This is a genomic window from Rhodococcus yunnanensis NBRC 103083, assembly GCF_001895005.1.
Classification (GTDB): Bacteria; Actinomycetota; Actinomycetes; order Mycobacteriales; family Mycobacteriaceae; genus Rhodococcoides; species Rhodococcoides yunnanense.
This window is the reverse complement of the sequence record NZ_BCXH01000001.1, coordinates 192,326-212,837: the sequence shown is the minus strand read 5'-3', so window position 1 is coordinate 212,837 and position 20,512 is coordinate 192,326. Positions and strand designations below refer to the sequence as shown.

General features: G+C 63.8%; 20 protein-coding genes. 10 read left to right on the top strand and 10 right to left on the bottom strand.

Annotation, left to right across the window (positions count from 1 at the left end; all coding sequences use genetic code 11):
* Positions 1 to 26: 26 nt before the first annotated feature.
* Positions 27 to 1,100: an amidohydrolase family protein gene (locus RY1_RS01020; RefSeq protein ID WP_072801667.1), complete on the bottom strand. Its 1,074-nt coding sequence runs from the start codon at positions 1,098 to 1,100 to the stop codon at positions 27 to 29.
* A 301-nt stretch (positions 1,101 to 1,401) separates the two neighbouring features.
* Between RY1_RS01020 and RY1_RS01015 the strand changes: the two genes are divergently transcribed.
* On the top strand, positions 1,402 to 2,724 hold the full coding sequence (locus tag RY1_RS01015; RefSeq protein WP_139279689.1) for a TetR/AcrR family transcriptional regulator: 1,323 nt from the start codon (positions 1,402 to 1,404) through the stop codon (positions 2,722 to 2,724).
* A 1-nt stretch (position 2,725) separates the two neighbouring features.
* On the opposite strand, the gene RY1_RS01010 is transcribed toward RY1_RS01015, so the two are convergent.
* Positions 2,726 to 3,184 carry a hypothetical protein gene (locus tag RY1_RS01010; protein WP_072801665.1) on the bottom strand — a complete coding sequence of 153 codons (459 nt, stop codon included), beginning with the start codon at positions 3,182 to 3,184 and terminating at the stop codon, positions 2,726 to 2,728.
* A gap of 170 nt (positions 3,185 to 3,354) precedes the next feature.
* Between RY1_RS01010 and RY1_RS01005 the strand changes: the two genes are divergently transcribed.
* The 5 genes from RY1_RS01005 to RY1_RS00985 all read left to right on the top strand — a co-directional run bounded on the left by RY1_RS01005 (position 3,355) and on the right by RY1_RS00985 (position 8,073).
* Entirely contained in the window at positions 3,355 to 4,212 is an 858-nt protein-coding gene (locus RY1_RS01005) for an alpha/beta fold hydrolase (RefSeq protein WP_072801664.1), read from the top strand.
* Positions 4,209 to 4,679, top strand: coding sequence for a cupin domain-containing protein (locus RY1_RS01000; RefSeq protein ID WP_072801663.1), 471 nt, complete (start codon positions 4,209 to 4,211; stop codon positions 4,677 to 4,679). Before RY1_RS01005 ends, RY1_RS01000 begins: the two co-directional genes overlap by 4 nt.
* Positions 4,676 to 5,422, top strand: a complete 747-nt coding sequence (locus RY1_RS00995; protein WP_072801662.1) for an SDR family NAD(P)-dependent oxidoreductase — start codon at positions 4,676 to 4,678, stop codon at positions 5,420 to 5,422. The genes RY1_RS01000 and RY1_RS00995 overlap by 4 nt, the downstream gene beginning before the upstream one ends.
* 8 nt (positions 5,423 to 5,430) lie before the next feature.
* A complete protein-coding gene (locus RY1_RS00990) occupies positions 5,431 to 6,189 on the top strand; it encodes an SDR family NAD(P)-dependent oxidoreductase (RefSeq protein WP_072802210.1) in 759 nt (252 codons plus the stop codon).
* Positions 6,190 to 6,267: 78 nt separating this feature from the next.
* The gene (locus tag RY1_RS00985) at positions 6,268 to 8,073 is read left to right on the top strand and encodes a flavin-containing monooxygenase (RefSeq protein ID WP_072801661.1); all 1,806 of its coding nucleotides are present in this window, start codon (positions 6,268 to 6,270) and stop codon (positions 8,071 to 8,073) included.
* A 225-nt stretch (positions 8,074 to 8,298) separates the two neighbouring features.
* On the opposite strand, the gene RY1_RS00980 is transcribed toward RY1_RS00985, so the two are convergent.
* The 4 genes from RY1_RS00980 to RY1_RS00965 form a co-directional block, all read right to left on the bottom strand.
* The gene (locus RY1_RS00980; RefSeq protein WP_072801660.1) at positions 8,299 to 9,537 is read right to left on the bottom strand and encodes an acyl-CoA dehydrogenase family protein; all 1,239 of its coding nucleotides are present in this window, start codon (positions 9,535 to 9,537) and stop codon (positions 8,299 to 8,301) included.
* 19 nt (positions 9,538 to 9,556) lie between these two features.
* A complete protein-coding gene (locus tag RY1_RS00975; protein ID WP_072801659.1) occupies positions 9,557 to 10,327 on the bottom strand; it encodes an SDR family NAD(P)-dependent oxidoreductase in 771 nt (256 codons plus the stop codon).
* 18 nt (positions 10,328 to 10,345) lie between these two features.
* Positions 10,346 to 10,894, bottom strand: a complete 549-nt coding sequence (locus tag RY1_RS00970) for a TetR family transcriptional regulator (protein WP_442972249.1) — start codon at positions 10,892 to 10,894, stop codon at positions 10,346 to 10,348.
* Between the two features lie 101 nt (positions 10,895 to 10,995).
* Positions 10,996 to 12,054, bottom strand: a complete 1,059-nt coding sequence (locus RY1_RS00965) for a phosphotransferase family protein (protein ID WP_072801658.1) — start codon at positions 12,052 to 12,054, stop codon at positions 10,996 to 10,998.
* Between the two features lie 178 nt (positions 12,055 to 12,232).
* Here RY1_RS00965 and RY1_RS00960 point away from each other — a divergent pair, with 178 nt between their 5' ends.
* The 4 genes from RY1_RS00960 to RY1_RS00945 are packed head-to-tail and all read left to right on the top strand — an operon-like array spanning position 12,233 to position 16,815.
* Positions 12,233 to 13,390: an acyl-CoA dehydrogenase family protein gene (locus RY1_RS00960; RefSeq protein WP_072801657.1), complete on the top strand. Its 1,158-nt coding sequence runs from the start codon at positions 12,233 to 12,235 to the stop codon at positions 13,388 to 13,390.
* A complete protein-coding gene (locus RY1_RS00955; RefSeq protein ID WP_072801656.1) occupies positions 13,383 to 14,474 on the top strand; it encodes an acyl-CoA dehydrogenase family protein in 1,092 nt (363 codons plus the stop codon). The genes RY1_RS00960 and RY1_RS00955 overlap by 8 nt, the downstream gene beginning before the upstream one ends.
* Positions 14,471 to 15,703, top strand: coding sequence for an acyl-CoA dehydrogenase family protein (locus RY1_RS00950; RefSeq protein WP_072801655.1), 1,233 nt, complete (start codon positions 14,471 to 14,473; stop codon positions 15,701 to 15,703). The genes RY1_RS00955 and RY1_RS00950 overlap by 4 nt, the downstream gene beginning before the upstream one ends.
* Entirely contained in the window at positions 15,700 to 16,815 is a 1,116-nt protein-coding gene (locus tag RY1_RS00945) for an acyl-CoA dehydrogenase family protein (protein ID WP_072801654.1), read from the top strand. Before RY1_RS00950 ends, RY1_RS00945 begins: the two co-directional genes overlap by 4 nt.
* A 67-nt stretch (positions 16,816 to 16,882) precedes the next feature.
* Here RY1_RS00945 and RY1_RS00940 read toward each other — a convergent pair whose 3' ends face one another.
* From RY1_RS00940 to RY1_RS00925, 4 genes are all read right to left on the bottom strand, one after another.
* Positions 16,883 to 17,134, bottom strand: a complete 252-nt coding sequence (locus RY1_RS00940) for a hypothetical protein (protein WP_072801653.1) — start codon at positions 17,132 to 17,134, stop codon at positions 16,883 to 16,885.
* Positions 17,131 to 18,282 (bottom strand): acyl-CoA dehydrogenase family protein, encoded by a 1,152-nt coding sequence (locus tag RY1_RS00935; RefSeq protein ID WP_072801652.1) that lies wholly within the window; start codon positions 18,280 to 18,282, stop codon positions 17,131 to 17,133. The genes RY1_RS00940 and RY1_RS00935 overlap by 4 nt, the downstream gene beginning before the upstream one ends.
* A gap of 5 nt (positions 18,283 to 18,287) precedes the next feature.
* Positions 18,288 to 19,295, bottom strand: a complete 1,008-nt coding sequence (locus RY1_RS00930; RefSeq protein ID WP_072801651.1) for an acyl-CoA dehydrogenase family protein — start codon at positions 19,293 to 19,295, stop codon at positions 18,288 to 18,290.
* A 64-nt stretch (positions 19,296 to 19,359) separates the two neighbouring features.
* Positions 19,360 to 20,367, bottom strand: a complete 1,008-nt coding sequence (locus tag RY1_RS00925) for a Rieske 2Fe-2S domain-containing protein (protein WP_084727081.1) — start codon at positions 20,365 to 20,367, stop codon at positions 19,360 to 19,362.
* Between the last annotated feature and the right edge of the window lie 145 nt (positions 20,368 to 20,512).

Genomic DNA, 20,512 nt, shown 5'->3' with positions numbered 1-20,512 from the left:
TCCTTTCGTAGTCTCGGTGTCGGCGCTCAGACGGAGGCCGGGACAGGCAGGCCGAAGAGCGTTGCGGCGTTGCCGCCCAGCACCTTTACGCGCTGGGCTGCTGTCCACCCCGCGGGTAGCTTCTCGGGGTGCACGTCCTGCCAGCTCGGATGGCTCGACCCATAGAGCAACATGTCCTCCTTGCCGGTCATGGACAACCACTCGGCCGCGTACTCGGCGTCGCCCGGACCATCGAGCAGGCCGTGCACGAAATAGACGTGATCGGGTAGGTAGTCACTCGGCATCTTCGGCGACCACGGAGTCTGTTCGAGGTGTGGACGCCCGAAGGTGTCCATGCGCCAGATGAACGGGGTGAGCATGTCGGCAGCACCATCGGCGAAGATGACCCGGAGATCGGAGAATTCTTCGAAGACACCTTCGGCGATCATGTTGAGCAGGTGATACACGAAGTTGACCGGCTGGGACACCGCGAGGTTCGAATACGTCCTCGTGATGCCGATGGGCGTCGGTGGGTGAGTTATGCCCGCGCCGTCCTCGATGTGCACGACTGCAGGAAGTCCTGATTCGGCGACAGCGCGCCACAACGCGCGGTAGTGCGGACGGCCGTACGGCTGCTGCGCCTGCAGCGGGACACCGATCTGGACCATGCCCGGATGGTCTTTCCACCGCGCGATCTCACGGACCGCGCCCTCGACGTCGTTGGGGTTGACGCGAATCGTGCCGCGGAACTTGTTCGAGTACGTGCCCGACTCCAACCAGCGCTCCGCGAGCATCTGGTTGGTAGCGGAGATGAGTGCATTGCCGAGATGCCAGTCGGGCTGGGTCCCGCCGACCGACTGCGGAAGCAGGACGGCGTAGTCCATTCCACGCTCGTCGAACACGACTTTGCCGACGTGATCCGGGTCCGAACCCGGGTGCGCACCCGGGGCCGGTTCCGACCCCTCGACGTATCGCGGACCGGGAGGCGCGAACCACGGCACATCGACGTGGGAGAACCCACGGCTCGCGAACGGCTCACGCAGAAAACTGCGGAGATCACGGTCGGACACGAACGCCGGATGCACGCTGGCATCGACTCGTGGGACGTGCGAAGTATTCATCGTCGATCCTATTCCGGCTGCCGATGACCGCCTGAGTGCCACTGCAAAAGCCTTGCGACCAAATAATTGCTCCACACGAGGCTAACAGGGGCCCTCTCGGGTGACAAGCGGAGCCTCTAATACGCAGCACTGCAGTACCTTTCGGAACCTGTGGTGTGTATCACCGAATCGCTCGACAGCGACGAGGTCCGAAAATCGGAGCAAACGAGCAGCTCACCCACCCCGGCGAAGTGAGTAAGGTGAACCGGTAGTGACGCCGCCACCAGCGGGGTACGACACGACGCGAGGTGTGAATCCGACGATGAGTATGCCGACCACCGATCACGCAACCGCGCCGCCTCGCGCGACAGGATCGGCGCGGGCGCAGGAGATTCTTGCAATCGGCGCGCGACTGTTCGAGCAGAACGGTTTCGCGGCGACGACCGTGCAGGATATCGGCGATGCAGCCGGCGTACTGCCGGGAAGCCTGTATCACCACTTCGAGTCCAAGGACGCGATTGCGGTGGCACTGATCGCGGAATTCGACGCCGACGTGACAGCTGTGGCCAGGGCATCGCTCGGAACCGACACCTCCGGGTTCGGAGCCGCGCAGGCACGGGCGCATCTGCTCGCATTGTGCCGAGACCTGACGACTGTCATCCGCCGACACGCTGCCGCGGTCCGATTGCGCGCCTACCAGGCACCCCTCGTCGCCGGGCCTGCCCTGCAGGCAGCCGTCCGCGCCGAGAGCCCGATACTGACACGCTCGTGGACCGACGCACTTGCTGCCGTACTGCGCCAGCCCGGCATCAGCCACGAGCGTCCAGGCCTCCTACGATTCGCATTCCATCGATCGACCCTCGCCGCTGCCACCGCGTATCCCCGCCACCTGAGCAGCGACGCGATCGCCGATCAACTGTGCGACATTCTGCTCGACGGCATTCTGTCCGACAGCCCTTCCGCGGTCGAATTGAACACCTCGACCGCGGCCAGGCGCGCCGAACGCTTCATCGCCGGATGGCGCCGAAACGATGCCAAGGACCTCGATCCGAAAGCACGGCTTCTACTCGCCGCCAAGGGCGAATTCGCCCGGCACGGCTACGAAGCAAGCACTATTCGAGGAATCGCCGACGCCGCGGGCATAACCATGGGAACCCTGTACCGCCGCGCCGAGTCGAAGGAGGCCATACTCCGTGAAATCCTGGAGCGCTACTCCGGTGACCTCGACAGTGCCGTACGCGGAGTGCTCAGCGATGTCACCTCGGTGGCCGAGTCACTCGACGCGCTTGCTCGCCTGTACGTGCATGCGTCGCGCCGGTTCGCCGCAGAGGCCTCGATCGTCAAGCTGGGTTCGGACGCAGACCAGCGGTCCGACAGCCCCTTCAGCGACTACCTTGCACAGACCGAGGACAGACTCGTCCTGTTGGAGAACGTCTTCGCCATGGGACTGCGCGAAGGCTCGATACGGCCGATCAGCACCGCATCCATCGTTGCACTGCACTTCCGCCAGGTGATTTGGCTGCCGTATCAGGAGCATGGTCGGACCGGTGAACGACGTGCACATTCTTTCATCCGCGAGGACGTACTCGGCGGCGCGCAGCCATCTTCTCCAGTCGCGTTCACGACCCAACAGCACGTGCCCTGAGTTACGCGACGACGATCTCCACCTCGCAGTTGAGCGCCGCTTCCAGCGCTGTATGCAATCGACTCTCCGGAACGCGTCGCATATCCTCGGCCCGAACGGTGACCGTGACCAGGTCGTATCGGCCGCCGACTGTGCGCTCGACCTGTCCGTCGATACCGAATCCAGCCAGGACACCGACCACGTCGTCGTCGGTCCCCCGGCTGATGTAGGTGATGACACCCAGGTACGCCGGGCGCCCGAAGGCCGTCTCACACAGGAGCGCGTAGCCCTGCGCGCGTTCGGCGAGATCGGTGTCGGAGACGATGAGTTCGATCTCGCGTCCACGTGGTGGCAGCCTCTCGCCCGGGCTGGCCACGATCTCCAGCCCTTGCTCGCGAAGGCAACGTATACCGTCGTCGTAGGCCTGAACGTCGAGTTCACCTTCGGCGTCGATGACAACTCTGACCACAGCGGTCCGCATGCTTCCACCCTTCGCGCAAACATCGCCTGGTCGTTACCGACCAAAACATTGCAATCTTTACAACGTCTCTTGTCATCTCTACACTACCGAAGAACCTCGAGTGAGCCCCATCACTGCCCATCGGCTCACTGCCCATTGGCGGAAATGCCCCGAACGGAGGATCACCTCACGTGCCGACAACTGTTGTCAACGGCCTGAAGATCGCGTACGAGCTCCACGGTGAAGGCGAGCCTATCGCCATCACCCCTGGTGGCCGCTACAGCATGGACGCTCTCGGAGTACGCGAGCTCGCGCAGTCCCTCGCCGCACGCGGCAAGCAAGTACTGATCTGGGATCGTCCGAACACCGGCGGATCCGACATCACGTTCGATGCGGAGTTCGAGTCGAATCTGCACGCGGACACCCTCGCCGGCCTGATTCGGACTCTCGGACTGGGGAAGACGACCATAGTTGGCGGCTCGGCAGGCTCACGCGTCTCACTGCTGACTGCCGTCCGCCACCCCGATGTGACCGAAAGGCTTGCCGTCTGGTGGGTTTCCGGCGGATTCTTCGGACTGCTGACTCTTGCCGCGCACTACTGTGGAGAGAACTGGACCGCAGCGGTTCGTGGAGGCATGAACGAGGTCGTCCAGCTTCCGGGCTGGCAGGAAACCTTCGCCAAGAACCCCGCCAACCGGGACCGTCTGCTTGCGATGGATCCGGCGGTATTCGCCGCGAAGATGGAACAGTGGGGTCCGACGTTCCTTCAGGTTCCCGGATCGCCGGTCCCAGGACTCAGCGCAGCAGACTTCGCCTCGATCTCGGTACCGACACTGGTCTTTCGGAGCGGCCCCACCGATCCCTCTCATCCTCGCGAGGTCAGTGAGCAGGTCCACCACCTCATCCCGGGCTCGAAGCTGGTCGAGCCGCCCTGGGGAGAACAGGAATGGAACCGACGCTCCGCCGAAACCCGTTCCACCGGCAACAATGTGTTGTTCGGTGGGTGGCCCCTACTGGCCGATCAGCTCAAGGAGTTTGCAGAATCATGAAACGAGTAGTAGCCGCCGTCAACGAGGACGGATTGTCCTACGTTGCCTCGATTACCGAGCTCGAGCCTGGCGCGCCGAGCACACTGTGGGAATACGACCCCGCCGACATCGCCAAGACCATCGCGTCCATCGATCCGGCAATCACCGCGGACTGGATCGGTCCGCAGGCTCCCGGAGGTGTCATCTGGCGCTACACCCCGATGCGGCCTGCATCTCAGACGACGCACACGGTACGACCGGGTATCGACGAGAACGGTTTCCACACCAGCAGAACGATCGACTTCGACATCGTCGTCGACGGAGAACTCACGCTTCTGCTCGATCTGGAAAGCGTCGTGCTCCAGCGTGGTGACACGGTGATCCAGCAGGCAACTCGCCATGCATGGAAGAACGAGAGCGAGTCGGATTCGATCCTGCTCGCGCTGATCCACCGGCCGATTCGACCGGACGAGGTGGAGGCGAAATGAGCTTCGAAGGCAAAGCTGTCATCGTCACCGGCGGCGGATCGGGAATGGGCAAAGCGAGCGCACTGTCCTTCGCCGAACGCGGAGCGAACGTACTCGTCGCCGACATCAGCGGCGACTCGGCCGAGAAAACGGTGGAAGAAATCACTGCGGCGGGCGGCAAGGCGTATGCCCACACGTTCGATCTTCGCGACCGAGACCAGGTCGTCGGCATGATCGCAGCAGGCGTCGAGCAGCTCGGTGGCCTCGACGTCCTCGCCAACGTCGGCGCCATCTCGGCCAACCAGTCGGTCGAGGAGATGACTCTCGAGTTCTGGGAGAACATGCAGACGACCAACCTGCGCGGAAACATGCTCGGCATGCAGGCCGCTATCCCCCACCTGCGGGAACGGAACGGCTCGATTGTGAACGTCGCGTCCGGAGCCGCGTTCTATGCTGTGCCAGGACTTGCCGCATACAGCGCGTCCAAGGCCGGTCTCATCGCAATGGGACGGGTTCTGGCACAGGAGAATGCACCGTACATCCGAGTCAACGCGGTTCTCCCTGGCCCCACCAAGTCGGCCATGTCCGACGGGGTCAAGTCCACCGCCGCGGTCGCCGCCAAGCGCGCGGCAGTCGGCCAGACCATCGGTCGCTGGCTCGATCCATCCGAAATCGCCGACGTCGTCGTCTGGGTGTCCTCCGATGCGGCTCGGGCCGTCAACGGTGCGCTCTTTCGCGTCGACGGCGGACACCACATGCTGTGAGGACGAACGTGCCATTCCAAGAAGAGACACTAGAGAACAAGACCTACATCGTCACCGGCGGCGCCAGTGGCATCGGCCGTGCCACCGCTGTTCTGCTCTCCGCGCGGGGCGCCAACGTCGTGGTCGCCGACGCAGACGTGGATGCTGGCACTGCCGCAGCCGAGTCCATCGGACCCCACGTCGCCTTCGTCGAGACAGCACTCGAGTCGGTCGATTCACTGACCGCGCTCGTCTCGCGAACCGTCGAACTGTTCGGCAGCGTCGACGGCCTGGCCAACGTGGCAGCTGTCCACCGAGGTGGCAGCTTTCTCGACACGACCGTCAGTGACTGGGACACGGTCGAGCAGATCAATCACAGGGCAGTGTTCTTCTTGTCGCAGGCTGTCGCCAAAGCGATCATCGAGCAGGGCAGTCAGGGGGCGATCGTCAACGTTGCCTCCGGCGCCGCGTTCAGGCCCGTACCCGATCAGTCTGCGTACTCCGGATCCAAGGGCGGCGTGGTCGCTTTGACGAGAAGCTTGGCCGGTGAGCTCGCGCCACACGGCATCCGGGTGAACCTGGTATCTCCCGGACACACCGCCACGGAATCGGTACTCGAGACGTTGACCGACGAGCAGCTGGGTGCCGTTGCCGACAAGCTTCTGTGGAAGCGTTGGTTGACTCCGGAGGAGGTCGCCGAATCGATCGTGTTCCTTCTCAGTGACCTTTCGCGTGGTATGACGGGTGCAACCGTGATGGTCAATCAAGGTGACCTGATGCCGCACTGACCCGTCCGAGACGTTCTTCTCGGACATTCGCAGACCAACTGGGGTGCACCCAGTTCAATCATTGATATGATAGGTACCATGGGTTCTCACACCGGCAGCGACGAGCTCGACTTCGACCTCGAGGCGCTGAAGCAGAAATACGCTTTCGAGCGTGACCGTCGCATCAGAACCGACGCCGACAAGCAGTACGTCCCGTCGGCGGAAGACTTTGCGGGCTACTACGAGTCGGATCCGTGGACCGAGCGCGCCGAGCGCGATCCGATCGTCGAGCAGATCGACCTCATCATCCTCGGCGGTGGTTTCGCAGGTCTGATGGCAGGCGCTCGCGCCAGAGAACAGGGCGTCGAGGACTTCCGAATCGTCGACATGGGTGGTGACTTCGGCGGGACGTGGTACTGGAACCGTTACCCCGGCATCCATTGCGACATCGAGTCCTACTGCTATCTTCCGCTGCTCGACGAGCTCGGATACGTCCCCAAGCAGAAGTACTCCACGGGTGAGGAGATCTTCGAACACTGCCAGCGCATCGGCAAGCACTTCGGCCTGTACGAGAAGGCCTTGTTCCAGACCGAGATCGACTCGTTGTCGTGGGACGAGGACAGTGAGCGGTGGAACGTACATACCGATCGCGGCGATCGGATCGCGGCACGGCACGTCATTGTCGCTCTCGGCCGCTACAACCGACCGAAACTGCCCGGCATCGCCGGAATCTCCAAGTACCAGGGTGCGACGTTCCACACCGCGCGCTGGGACTACGACTACACCGGCGGTGACATGCACGGCGGCATGGACAAGCTCGCCGACAAGCGGGTTGCCGTCATCGGCACCGGTGCCACCTCGATCCAGGTCATTCCGAAGTTGGCCGAGGACGCCGGGCACGTGGTCGTGTTCCAGCGGACGCCGTCGGTCGTCGCCCCACGCGGCAACCACGAGACCGACCCCCAGTGGGCCAAGGAACTCAAACCGGGCTGGGCCCGCGAGCGTCGCGAGAACTACGACTCCGTGGTGAGCTATCGCGAGCCCAACGACATCATCAAGGACTGGTGGACCGAGCTTCCCAGCAGGGTCGTTCCGCAGCTGCGTCCGGACATGACACTCGAAACCGTCGAGCGGATCCGCGAGATCGAGGACTACCGCATCAACAACGAGCTGCGTGCACACGTGGACGAGGTCGTCCACGATCCGGAAACCGCAGCCAAGCTCAAAGCCTGGTATCGCTGGAACTGCAAGCGTCCGACGTTCCACGATGGATATCTCGAGACCTTCAACCGTGACAACGTCACTCTTGTCGATGTCAGCTCGAGCAAGGGCGTCGAGCGCATCACCGAAAAGGGCGTCGTCGCGGACGGTGTCGAATACCCGGTCGATGCCATCGTCTTCGCGAGCGGTTTCGAGATCACCAGCGAGATGCGCAGGCGCTACGGCATCGAGACGTTCACCGGCCGCGACGGGGAGTCGTTGTACGACCACTGGCAAGACGGTGTGAAGACGCTCCACGGGTTCGCGACCAACAATTTCCCCAACCTGTACTTCATCGGCTTCTACCAGGGCGGGGTGTCCGCCAATGTCACGTCGATGTTCGACGACCAGGCGACTCACATCGCCTACCTGATCGGCGAAGCGCAGCGACGGGGCATCAAGGCGCTCGAGGTCAGCGCCGAGGCGCAGGACGCCTACGGCAATTGGATGGCCGAGAATGCCGTCGACCGTAGCGACTTCTACGCCGAGTGCACCCCCGGCTACTACAACAACGAAGGCGCCAAGATGGTCCGTGGGCAGAGCCATATCGGCGAGGTCTACAAGGGCAGCATCAACGAGTTCAACGACATGCTCGCGCAGTGGCGCGAACGCGGCGACCTGGCCGGCTTCACCACCTCCGAGTAGCAAGTCCGACAGACTCTCGACACGAAAATCGGCAGTTGTTTCCCTCGACCATCGAGGCGAAGCAGCTGCCGATCTTTGTTGTACTGGTACAGCTTGTACCGATACAGCGTGTACCGATACAGCTTGTACCGATACAGCTTGTACCGATACAGAGTAGAACGGGCCCGCTCACTCTTTCGCCGAAGAGTGAGCGGGCCCGTTCGTGTATGTGGTGCCCGAGGAGGCCTAGAACAGATCGCCGCCTGCGGTGCTCGCGGTGGTGCCGTGCTTGCGGTAAGCGGCAACGACGTTCTTGCCGACCTTCCAGCGGTGAACCTCGTCCGGGCCGTCAGCGATTCTGAGTTCGCGAATGTCCTGGTACCACTGGGCCAGCGGAGTGTCGTGCGAGAACCCGAGCGAACCGTGGATCTGCAGCGACGTGTCGACGACCTTGTGCAGCATGTTCGCGATGTACGTCTTCGCGATCGAGTTCTCGTGCCGCAGATCGAGACCGTTCTCGAGCTTGTAGGCGATGTGGAGCACCATCAGCCGCGAGATGTACAGCTCTGTTGCGCATTCGGCCAGCTGCCACTGGATGCCCTGGCGGTCGGCAACTTTGGAGCCGAACGTCTCACGCTCGGTCGCGTACTCGACCGCCATGTCCAGAGCGATCTGAGCCTTCGCGATCGACCACATGCCATGGCGTAGACGGCCGTAACCGAGGCGGTGCTGACCCATGTCGAAGCCGCCGCCCTGACCGCCGAGGATGCTGTCGGCCGGAACCCTGAGGTTCTCGATCGCGACCTCGGCATGTCCGCCGGTGTTCTCGTTCTCGAATCGCTTCTGCGACGCCTCACCGAGTACCGGGATGTCGCGGACGATCCGGTAACCCGGGTTGGGGAGTTCGACGAGGAACGTCGAGAACTGGCGATGGCGAGGGGCATCGGGATCGGTCTTGGCCATGACGAGGGCAAGCTGCGAGATGCTTGCGCTGCTGGCAAACCACTTCTCTCCGTTGAGAACCCACTCGTCACCGTCGCGCACAGCCGTGGTCTTCAGACCGGTGGCGTCGCCGCCTGCGGCTTTCTCGGTCATCGAGAAACAGATCTTGATGTCTCCGTTGACCAACGGCTTGAGGTACTTCTCCTTCTGCGCGTCGGTGCCGTGTTCGATGAGCGTCAGCATCGTTGCGTCCTGCGGGCCCATGCAGTTGAACGCCCACGCACCGAGACGGGAAGCGGAACGCCCGACCTCGATCTGCACTGCGGCGTTCGCGAGATGGCCCAGGCCCATGCCGCCCCACTCCACCGGAACGAACGGGCACCACAATCCCTCCGCACGCGCCTTCTTCTGAAGTTCGGCGACGATGTCGAAGTACGGACGCGTCCCGATCTCGTCCTCGGCGGGCATCACGTGCTCGTCGATGAACGCCTTTGCTCGCGCGCGGACGGCCTTGACGTCGTCTGGAAGCTCGAAGTCGATCATTGCTCTGTTGTGCTCCTTCTCAGCTCATCTGGCGGTATGCGCCGCCGTCTACTCGGACCAGTTCTCCCGTGATCCACGCCGAAGCGTCGCCGGCGAGCCACAGCGCGGTGCCGACGAAGTCCGCCGGAGTCCCTCCGCGCCGCAGTGGGATGTGCTGTGTTCGGACTGCGGTCTCTTCTTCGGTCCAGCTCTCGGCAATGTCGGTGAGGACTCCGCCGGGAAGAATTCCGTTGGATCTGACAGTGGGGCCGAATGCCTCTGCGAGACCGATGGTCAATGCGTTCAGTCCCGCCTTGGCAGCCGAATAGACGAGTGCCTGCGCACCGGGACGCAGCGAACCGATCGACGAGATGTTGATGATCGATCCGCCGTCACCGGCCGCCATTCGGGTGCCGATCGCAGCGCCGAGCCGGAAGGGGCCCTTGAGATTGACCCCGACGACCTTGTCGAAGTACTCCTCGGTCACCGAGTCGAGATCGGGGTACAGCGGCGACATTCCGGCGTTGTTGACCAGAATGTCCACCTTGCCGAGCTGGGCGTACACCTCGTCGACGACGCGATTGCATTCGTCCCACTTGCCCATGTGTCCGGCGATCGGGACGATGCGACGACCCGTGGCGGCCGAGACCTCGTCGGCGGTCTGCTTGCAGGCGTCGAATTTGCGACTGACGACGACGACATCTGCGCCTGCGGCGGCAAAGCCCTCGACCAACGCGCGGCCGATGCCTCGGCTGCCGCCGGTGACGAGCGCGACCTTTCCGGTCAGGTCGAACAGTGAAGCGGTGGTCATACTTCCTCCGGTCATCGATTAACGGTCGAGATCGCCCAGACCTCGTTCGACGAGGTCGAGGGCGGCAGCAATGTGGGTGGCGGGATCATCGAGGCCAGTGCCCTCGACCCAGATATCCCAGGCAGTGACCGCCGCAGCGGACATCACAGCAGCCACGAGACGAGCACGGTTGTCTCCGATTCCTGTCCTCATCCGCGACGCCAATTCGGTAGCGAGCGCATCGATCTCGCCCATCTGCTCGCCTCGCGATCGAGCAAGCAGCGCGGGGGCCGACGCAACCGCACGGGCACGTACCAGTACTGCCTCACGATCTCCTGGCGGAACGTGTGAGGTGTCGAGAAAGGCACGCCGCAGAGCCGCCACCGGCTTCTCGTCGATCGGCCGTGCCTGCAACGCCTCGAGGAGCCTCTGATCGAGTCTGCGCCGGTAACCGAGTAGTACGTCGTCCTTGCTTCCGAAATACCGAAAGAACGTTCGTTGCGATATCCCGGCGGCCGCCGACACATCGTCGACGGACACCTCGGCGAAGCCGCGGTCGACGAACAAGTCGACGGCCGTGCGCTCGATGAGTTGCGCGACGCTGTCGCGCCGAAGCTGTCGAACCGCGGACCGGCGATCCTCGAACGTCGTCTCGGCCGCCGACTCCCCCGCTGCCGCAGGGTCGATCGTCACGTCCGCTCGCCCCTGGCGAACTTGTCCGCGAAGTCGATCAGCCGGTCCACTCGTGCAGCCAGTCCCTCGGCCTCGGGCGAATTGGATTCGTTGGCTCGCGCGACGGGGCCTTCGAGGATGATCGCAAGCTTGAACAAGGCCAGAACCTGGTAGTAGCGAAGATCTTCCAGAGCGTGACCACTGCGCTCGGCATACCGCTGCGCCATGTCGGCCCGCGTTGCGAGACCATCACGGTCGAGGATGTCGAGAGGCTGCATGATGACGGGTTCTTCGCCCGGGTCGGCCCATCGCGCGAGCAGATGTCCGATGTCGAGAAGCGGATCCCCCACGGTTCCGGTGTCCCAGTCGATCACCGCGGCGAGGCGCGTCGGATCGGTGGGAGATGCCATGACGTTGAACGGACTGTAATCGCCGTGCATCAATCCAGCCGGACCTGCAGCAGGCCGCTCGGCGGTCAGCCAATCAGCGACACGGTCCAGCAGTGGCACGTCCCGGAACCGGTATCTGTCGAGTTGCGCCAACCAACGCGGCACCTGGCGCTCGAGAAATCCGTCGGGCTTGCCCAGGCCGTCGAGACCCGCCGCCTTCCAGTCCACTGCACCGAGATCGACGATCGCATCGACCATCGCGAGGGAGAGTTCGTGGCGCTGGTGTGGTCGGTCGTACGGCGCAGGGAGGTGACCGACCGGCGTGAAGCCGTCGACCACTGCCATCACGATGAACGGTGCGCCGATGAGCTCGGCGTCGAGGTTGACCAACAACGGCGCAGGGTGCGGCACAGGGGTGCCTTCCAACGCACTCAGGATCCGCCACTCGCGTTCGATGTCCGACGCGCCAGGGGCGAGAATGCGCAGGGGTGGGCGCCGGAGCACGCACCGGAACACACCCCCCGGTGCGGCGGGATCGTCGCGCTCGACCAGGAACAGTGCGTTCGCGGTGCCGGTCTCCTCGCCCATGCGTGTGGCGCGAAGGAGCCCGCGCCCTGGAATACGGTCACCCACCCAGTCGGTGAGGCGTTCGACGTCGACGGCAACGTCTGTTTGCGGAGTGTTCACGTCGCCACTTCAACACGCGCTGACAGCCACTGTCAATAGTGCTAATCACTGATATCAAATAAACGATGACCGGAAACACCGTTTCGATTGCTCCGAGAGTGAATCATATATATGATCCACTTATATTGCTCAGCGGGCTGCTGCCGCGGCCGGCGGGCACGGAAGGTACGGAGGTTCCATGGAGTTCGAGTTCGGAGTTCGCGCAGACTCCTTGAGGTCCACGCTTCGAACGTTGATCGAGCAACATGTGCCGGAAGAATTTCTCGGAGCGTTCACTCATGATCCCAAGGATCTCGAAGTAACCGAGCGCTTCTCCCGACTTCTCGCCGAGCGAGGTTTGCTCACGATGGCGTGGCCGCGCGAATACGGCGGGCTCGACTCGTCGTTGTGGGAACAAACGGTGGTGCGCGAGGAAATGTGGGCACACCACGAACCACGAGGCGCCCAGTACATGGGCGTCAACTGGGTGGGACCCACCATCATGAAGTACGGCACCGCCGAACAGCGCGAGACGCACCTGCCCCCGATCGCCGCGGGAGAAGTCGTGTGGTGCCAAGGCTTCAGCGAGCCGGACGCCGGTTCCGACCTACCCGCGCTGCGAACCTCCGCCACCAAGAACAGTGACGGAACATGGCGGATCAACGGCCAGAAGTGCTGGACCTCGTACGCGATGTTCGCGAAGTGGTGCTTCTTGCTGGCGCGTACGGGTGAGCCCGGCCGTCGGGGAATATCGGTGTTCCTGCTTCCGATGAACAGCCCTGGCATCACCGTCAGACCGATTCCGAGCATGCTCGGACCCCATCACCTCAACGAGGTGTTCTTCGACGACGTCGTCGTCCGCGACGAGGACATTCTCGGAGTTCTCGACGGTGGTTGGAAGATCGTGCAGGACGTCATCGCGTTCGAGCGCGTCGGCATTTCCCGGTACGCCCGGTGCGATCGCCTGCTTCAATGGGCACCCGAGGCCATGGGCGATCTCTGGACGGAACTTCCGGAGAACATCGTGTCCCGGTGGGCAGGCGCCTTGCTGCAGACCCGCAGCGTTCGGCTGCTCGCATACAAGGTCGTTCAGTCCCAGGAGGACGGAAAGGCCAACCCCGCGAGCGTCGCCGCCTACCGCACCGCAGCGACCCTGCTCGATCAGCAGGTAGCAGAAATCCTGATGGACATGGTCGGGTCGGTTGCACTCGGAGGCCCCGATCCGGACTCACACGTAGCCGAGTTCGCAATCGCCGTCGAGGACCACTGGAAGTACGCTCAGGCGGCGACCGTCGCCTCCGGGACGTTGGAAATGCAACGCAATGCGATCGGAAGGACGTTTGCCAATCATGGCTGACAAGCACTTCGAGGCCAACGTCGACTCCGAGATTCGGGAGTTCGGCACCATCGTGCATCGGGCCCTGGACGAGGCCGGCGGCTTCGAGCTGGTAGAACGCGCAGAAGCCGATCCGCAGATTCAGCTCGGCGTCATCGAGCCTATTCTGCGCCAGCTCGGAATCCTGGACCTCGCACCTCATCAGGGAGACGACCAGCTTCAAGCCGCTGCGGTCGCGTGCCGGGCCGCGGGAGCGTTCGTTCTCCCCTACCCGCTTGCCGAGCGCATCGCGGGCACCTCGCCCGCGATCCCGACCGGCACCACCTCTGACGGTCGTCCGCGGGCACTCGCGGTTGTCGCCGACGGATCGCGCTCTGCGGGCCCGACACGAATAAACATGGGTGGCCTCGCATTCGACTGGTGGGTCGTCGAAGCACCGACCGGTTCGATCGCGCGGGCGTCCAGCGTCGCTACGGCGGGAGCGGGCCGGCTCGGCCCCTTCGTAGCCGATGTCGAAACCCGTGCCCCGGATAGCCACGACGTGGCACCGGATATCTCGGCACTCGCACTGAGCCTCAATCTGCAGTCCTTCACGCTCCTCGGCGTTCTCGACAGCGCATTGCAATTGACGACGCGTCACACCAACGATCGTGTGCAGTTCGGTGCGCCGATCGTCAAGTATCAGGCTGTGCAGCATCAACTGGCCGATGCGCTGATAGCGCTGCAGTCCTTCGAAGCTCAGGCGCACTATGCCCTGTGGTCGATCGCCACCGAACGCCCGTCGCTGCTCGTCGACGTGGTCGGTGCGCGGCTCGCGGGATTGCAGGCTGCCGATATCGTCATCCGCGCAGGCCACCAATTGCACGGAGCGACTGGATTCTGCGACGAAACTCCGATGTCGTGGCTGTCCCGTCACAGCCAGCCACTCCGGCGGTTGCCGCTCGATCGGTCGAGAACCGAACAGTGGTTCGTCGACCTCGTGCTCGAGAACGGGTTCGACGGAATCTTCCCGACCCAGTTCCCCGACCACGGAACGGTCACGTCGAAGACTGCGTCCGCTCGTGCCGCCAGGCTGGTCACTCCCATCTCGGAGGCGCACGCATGACGCAGATCGTCACTCCGCACAGGAGCGCCGACGACATTCCTGATCTGGAGGCACTCCGGGCCGACGTCCGCGCCTGGTGCGAGCTCAACGTTCCCACCGACTGGCGGGAGTCGCAGACCGGAGCAACTGCCGAGCAATTCGTGGAGTTCCAGCAACGCTGGTTCTCGACATTGCGCGCCGGTGGCCTCGCTGTCCCCCACTGGCCGGCCGAGCACGGTGGTGGGTTCACACTTTCCGAGCAGGCCGTGCTGTTCGAGGAGTTCGCGCGAGCAGAAGCGCCGCGTCTGGTGCTGCAGTTCATCTCCCTGCACCATGCTGCCGCAACGCTTCTCACCGCAGGCACTGACAAGCAACTGGCGGAGCATCTACCTGCAATTCTCGACGGCGAGGTGTGGTGCCAAGGCTTCTCCGAGCCCGAAGCCGGCTCGGATCTGGTGTCACTGCGCACGAGGGCGGTCCGCGATGGAGATCACTACGTCGTCAACGGCCAGAAGATCTGGGCAAGTCTGGCGATGCACGCCGATTGGTGCCTGCTGCTTGCGCGCACGTCCGTCGATGCGCCGGCCCGCAAGGGAATCTCCTACCTGTTGATGGACATGAAGAGTCCAGGTCTGACCGTGCGACCGATCAAACAGTCCAGCGGCGAAGAGCACTTCTGCGAGATCTTCCTCTCCGACGTCAGAATTCCCGTCTCCAATCTCGTCGGCGAAGAGAATCAAGGCTGGCAGGTCGCTCAGCGCACACTGACCTCCGAACGTGGCGCAACCATGGTGGAGCTGTCCGAACGACTCGCGGTCGGTTACGACTGGCTCGTCGAACTGGCCCGCACCACGCTAGGCGACGACCTCGCCACCGACACGCGGGTGCGCCAGGACCTCGCCGCGCTCGCCACCGAGGTATCAGGCCTTCGCATACTGACTGCCCGTGCCATCGCCGAAGCCGAAGCACCGGTGACAGCACGGTCAGGCGGGGGTGCTTCGGCTTCGGTCATCAAGCTCTACTACAGCGAGTTGCTTCAGCGCCTGACTCACTACGGCATGCAGCTCACCGGCCTCGACGGACAAGTTGCCGACGAAAAGCCCACCAGCGCGGGATGGGAGTCCGGGCACTGGTTGCTCGACTACATCGGATCGTGGGAGTGGACGATTCCCGGTGGCACCAGCGAGATCCAGCGAAACATCATCGCCGAGCGTGGTCTCGGCCTTCCTCGAGAGCCGGTGACGACATGAGTTACGAATCCTCGACAGCCGCCGACGCCGCCGAACGTGAAGAATTCCGTGAGGTAGTTCGCGACTTTCTTGCCAAGGCATCGGATCACGATCGTGTCCGAGCCGTCGTCGGTGCGGCGGGTCTCCCAGACCCGAAGCTCCGTGACCAGGCCGCCAAGATGGGTTGGTTCGGACTGGAGATACCCGAAGAGTACGGCGGGTCGGGTGGTCGATTCGCAGATCTGGCGATCCTGCTGGAAGAAAGCGGTGAGGCCACGAGTTCACTGGCGTTGACCTCGACGTCGGTTCTGTGCGCAGGAGCCGTGCTGCTCGCCGGTTCGGACGAGCAGAAGGCCCGCTGGCTTCCGTCCCTTGCCGAGGGCACACAGCTGGGGACCGCCGTGTTGTCCGGAGCCACGGCCACGTCCGTCGGCAATGGCGCCTACTCGATCGACGGCGTGAGCAGCGAGGTCGTCGACGGCCGGTCGAGTCACTTGATCGTCGTGGTTGCCGAGATCGTCTCGGGGGGTGGACATGTCGTCGGGGTCGTCAGGCGCGAGGCCGCGGGAGTGTCCGTGCGGGCACGCCCCATGCTCGACGCGACTCGTCCACTCGATGTCGTCTCGTTCGACGGCACTGCACTCGAGAGCGCGGACATTCTGGCCACCGGCGACGACGCCGACCGTCTGATCACCGCTCTGTCGAACCGCGCTGCAGTGGCAACGGCCGCCGACTCACTCGGAATCGGTAGGCGCGTCCTGTCGATGACGGTCGCCTACGCAAGCCAACGCGAACAGTTCGGTCGCCCGATCGGCAGTTTCCAGGCGGTGAAGCACCAGGCCGCCGACGTTCATGTGGACAACGAAGTCAGTAGTGGGTTGGTCGGCGCCGCTGCAGACGCCATCGACCAGGATTCGGCATCGGCCCACGCGACGTTACGCGCGTCGATGGCGAAGAGCTTCGCCTGCGCAGCAGGTACACGCGGCGCCGGAGTTGCCGTCCAACTGCACGGCGGAATCGGATACACGTGGGAGCACGACCTTCATCTGTACCTGAAACGGGCCACCCTGAACGAACAGCTGTTCGGTAGTGGCGTCGTACACGCGGAACGCGTTGCGCGCCAAGTTCTCTGACAGTCAATAGCTGCCGAGCGCACCCGGCGGACATGACCGAAGGCCACCATCACCACCGACTCGAGAGTCAGTGGTGATGGTGGCCTTGGTCGTCACCGTCGCCGGCAGGCAGCTCGACTCCCGCCTCGGCGAGCGTGTCGGCCAACGTCTCCCGCAGTCGCATGCTGAGCGAGGAGTCCTTGTCGCGCATATGCCGATCCAGCTTGGCCCGATCGGCCCGACGCAACGCGAACGACAGGTAGATGTTCGTCCACGTCATCCGATCGTCGGATGCGTCGGACGATTGGGAGGCGTCGGACTCCTCGGTCTCTTCGCTCACGCGGTGGCCCGCGGTGTTCGTGGCATCCCAAGACGACGCTCGGCGATGACGCCGCGCAGTACCTCGGACGTCCCGCCGTAGATGGTCGTCACGAACGCGTGACGGTACATGCCCTCGATTGCACTCTCCACGGCGTTGCCGCGAGCCGCGCCCGAAGTCCCGAGTGCGTCCAGCAGTTGCGACGAATGCCGTTGCAGCGCTTCGGTGGCATACAACTTCGCCATCGTGCCCTCCAGGTTCGCTGCACGGCCCTCGGCACGCAGTGAGGTCGCTCGGCTGCCGAGGAGTCCGGCGACTGCTGTCTCCGTTGCGGCCCGGCCGATCCGGCGCAGCGTGTTGCTCGAAACCGCGTTGCCCTCGCCCGTTGCCCAGGTGGACACCAGATCCATCATTCGCTTCATCTCGGCAGCGAACTCACCGCCACGCTCGAAGTCGAGTGCGACCAGCATCGTCTGCCATCCGGTGTCGACATCGCCCACCAGAGCCGTCTCGTCGACGACGACGTCGGAGAAGAAGGTCATGTTGGAGCGTTCTCCGCCGAGCGTCTGCATCGCCGACACAGCGAAACCTTCCGACGACGTCGGAACGAGGAACAGGCTGAGGCCGCGGTGACGGGTCGCTTTCTGGTCGGTCCGAGCGAGCACGAACACATAGTCGGCCTCTTCGGCGGTGGTCGTGAATGCTTTCTCTCCGTTGATGACCCAGGTACCGTCCTCACGGCGGTCCGCTCTGGTCTGGACGGCAGCGACATCGGAACCGACGCCCGGTTCGCTGTACCCGAGTGCAATGAGAATCTCACCCGCCACGACGCGCGGCAGCACCCTCGCGCGTTGCTCGCTCGTCCCGACACGACGTATGGTCTCGGCGACGAGCATCGTCGTCGAGAATCCCGCCATCGGTACTCCCGCACGAGCCGCCTCTTCGTACAGCGCGTCCATCTCGTGCGGACTACGGTTCTGTCCGCCTTCGCTGACCGGCCACGCTGCACCGAGCATGCCTGCGGCTGCGAGTCCGCGGTGCAGAGGCCAACTGTGCTTGGTGCCCGACTGCGCGACCGCATGTCGTTCGTCGTCCGTGAAGTGTGTCCGGATGACCTCGCGCACCTCGGTCCTGAACTGCTCGGTCTGCGGGCTTACTGTGAAGTCCATTGTCGCTATCGTCCTGCCTGTGTATCGAGGTACTGGCGACCGATGTGCTGCCAGAGGTCGTCCGGGTCGCCGCCGGCGAGAGTCCAGCCCTTCGCCCGCCGAACGTATCGGTGGATCTCGTATTCGAGTGCTACGCCGTAGCCTCCGTGATAGTGCAGGCTTGCCGATGCAGCAGCCTGAGCGGTTTCCGCGGCCTGCGCGAACGCCATCGTGGCGAGCAGCGTCCACTCGGGCCGTTGCTGGTCAGCGGACCAAGCCGCCTCCAGGACGAGTAACTCTGCGCCCTCGACGCCGGTCGCGACATCGGCGAGTCCGTGTTGCACGGCTTGAAACGTACCGATCGGAACTCCGAACTGGTAACGATCCTTGGCGTAGTCGACACCGATCCTGACCGCTCGCGAACCCAGACCGACCAGAGCGGCTGCGACTCCGATGCGCCACAGATGCACGGCGTCGGCGAATGCTGCCTGCGCTTGCTCCCCGCGCGCCAACACAAGCCGCTCCCCTGCCAGGGGCCGATCCGCCACGGCGAGGAAGCCGAGGTCACCGCGCGCAGACGTGGTCGGTGCCGACACCACGGCGACCAACTCCTCGCCGTCCAATGCCACGACCACATCGGCAACTGCGCCAGCGACCACCTGATGTGCAACTCCGCCGACGACAGGGTTGGTGGCCAACGTTGCGATCTTCCCGCCGCTGGTCACTTCGGCTGCCAGCGCAGCGGCCTCGGGGAAGGACGCGAGCACTCGTGCGACCACCGCAGCTTCGATGAGGGGTACCGCCGCGACGTGGCGTCCCAATTCCATGGCGACCAGTGCGAACACGACCGCACCGCCGCCGTCGTTCGCCGTCGCGATACCGATGGTGTCCAGCGACGCCAAGAGCTTCCACAGGTCCGAATCGAATGCTTCGTCCGCTTTCTCGCGTCCACGGGCGCGATTGGCTTCCTTCTCGAAAAGCGTGGCGAACGAATCCTTGACGGATTGCTCGTCCTCGGTCAACCGCAGATCCACGGCCGTCCTCCTTGATGAATGGGGGCGTAGCAACGCCGGGCCGTGTGTGGGGCAGTACTGGTCTTCACTCGTCGTCGGCCGCGTAGAACTGCGTTGCCCAGCGGCGGAAGTCGAGGATGGCATTCTCGCCGGTCGCGAGCCGCGGCTTCGCGCGGTACAACTTGGTCTCCCAGATCGGAATGTCCTGCTCGATCTGACGGCTGAATTCGCGCATGAATGCCTTGCCGTACCTGGAGGGCCCGTCGGCGTCGCCCGGCACGAAGAACGTATGTGTGGCCACTACCTGTTCGTCGTCGATCGGGGTGACCGAGAAGATCGACCGTGCGCGACCGATTCCGACCTGCCGGACGATGTCGAGGCCGAGACCCCACAACTCGGATTCGACAGCGCCGTCGACCTTCCCACGTGAGGTCTCCATGCTGACCGATGCCGTTGCGCGGAACATCGGGCCGTCCTCGACGAGTTCGACGGATCCGAATCCTGCTACTCCGTGCACGAATTGGAAGTGCGATACGTCGACTGTGTTCTCGAAGACCTCCTGAACGTGGGTCCGCACAGTCCAGATCTTCTCCGACACGATGCTGACGAATTCCGGATCGGTGGCTTCGGGAAGCTGAGGTGGCGTCCAGTCGGGTTCGCTACCGTCCGGCGCGTTCCAGACCAGGATCTGACCGTTGCGCTCGATCGCGGTCCACACCTTCTGACGCGCACCGCGCTGCGGCTTGTCGCGGTACGGGATCTCGACGTTCTTCCCTGCGCAGTCGTACTTCCAGTGGTGGAAGGGGCACACCACGGTGTCGCCCTGCACGAAACCGCCACGGCCGATGTTGGCACCCATGTGCGCGCAGTACGCGTCGAACACTCGGGGCTCACCGCCGTCGGCGCTACGCCAGCAGATCAGATCCTCACCGAACCAGCGCATGCTGACCAGTTCACCGGCCTTGACGTCCTCCGAGGAGGCAATCCGGTACCACCCGACCGGGAACGGGTGAAGCTTGATTCGGCTGGCCGTCGCCGGCCCCGTGGCCACCGATGCGGACTCCGCCACGTAGTCCTGAGATGTCGCCGTCATCACTTCTCCTCCGGTCAGTATTCGTTGCAACCTACGTCCGAAACACTTATAGCGTCTTTTCGGCCTGCCCCTGGAGGTTTTCAGCCAGGTTGATCAGCTACAATCATCTCTATCATACAACAGATAAGAACCCTCCCGGAATGGA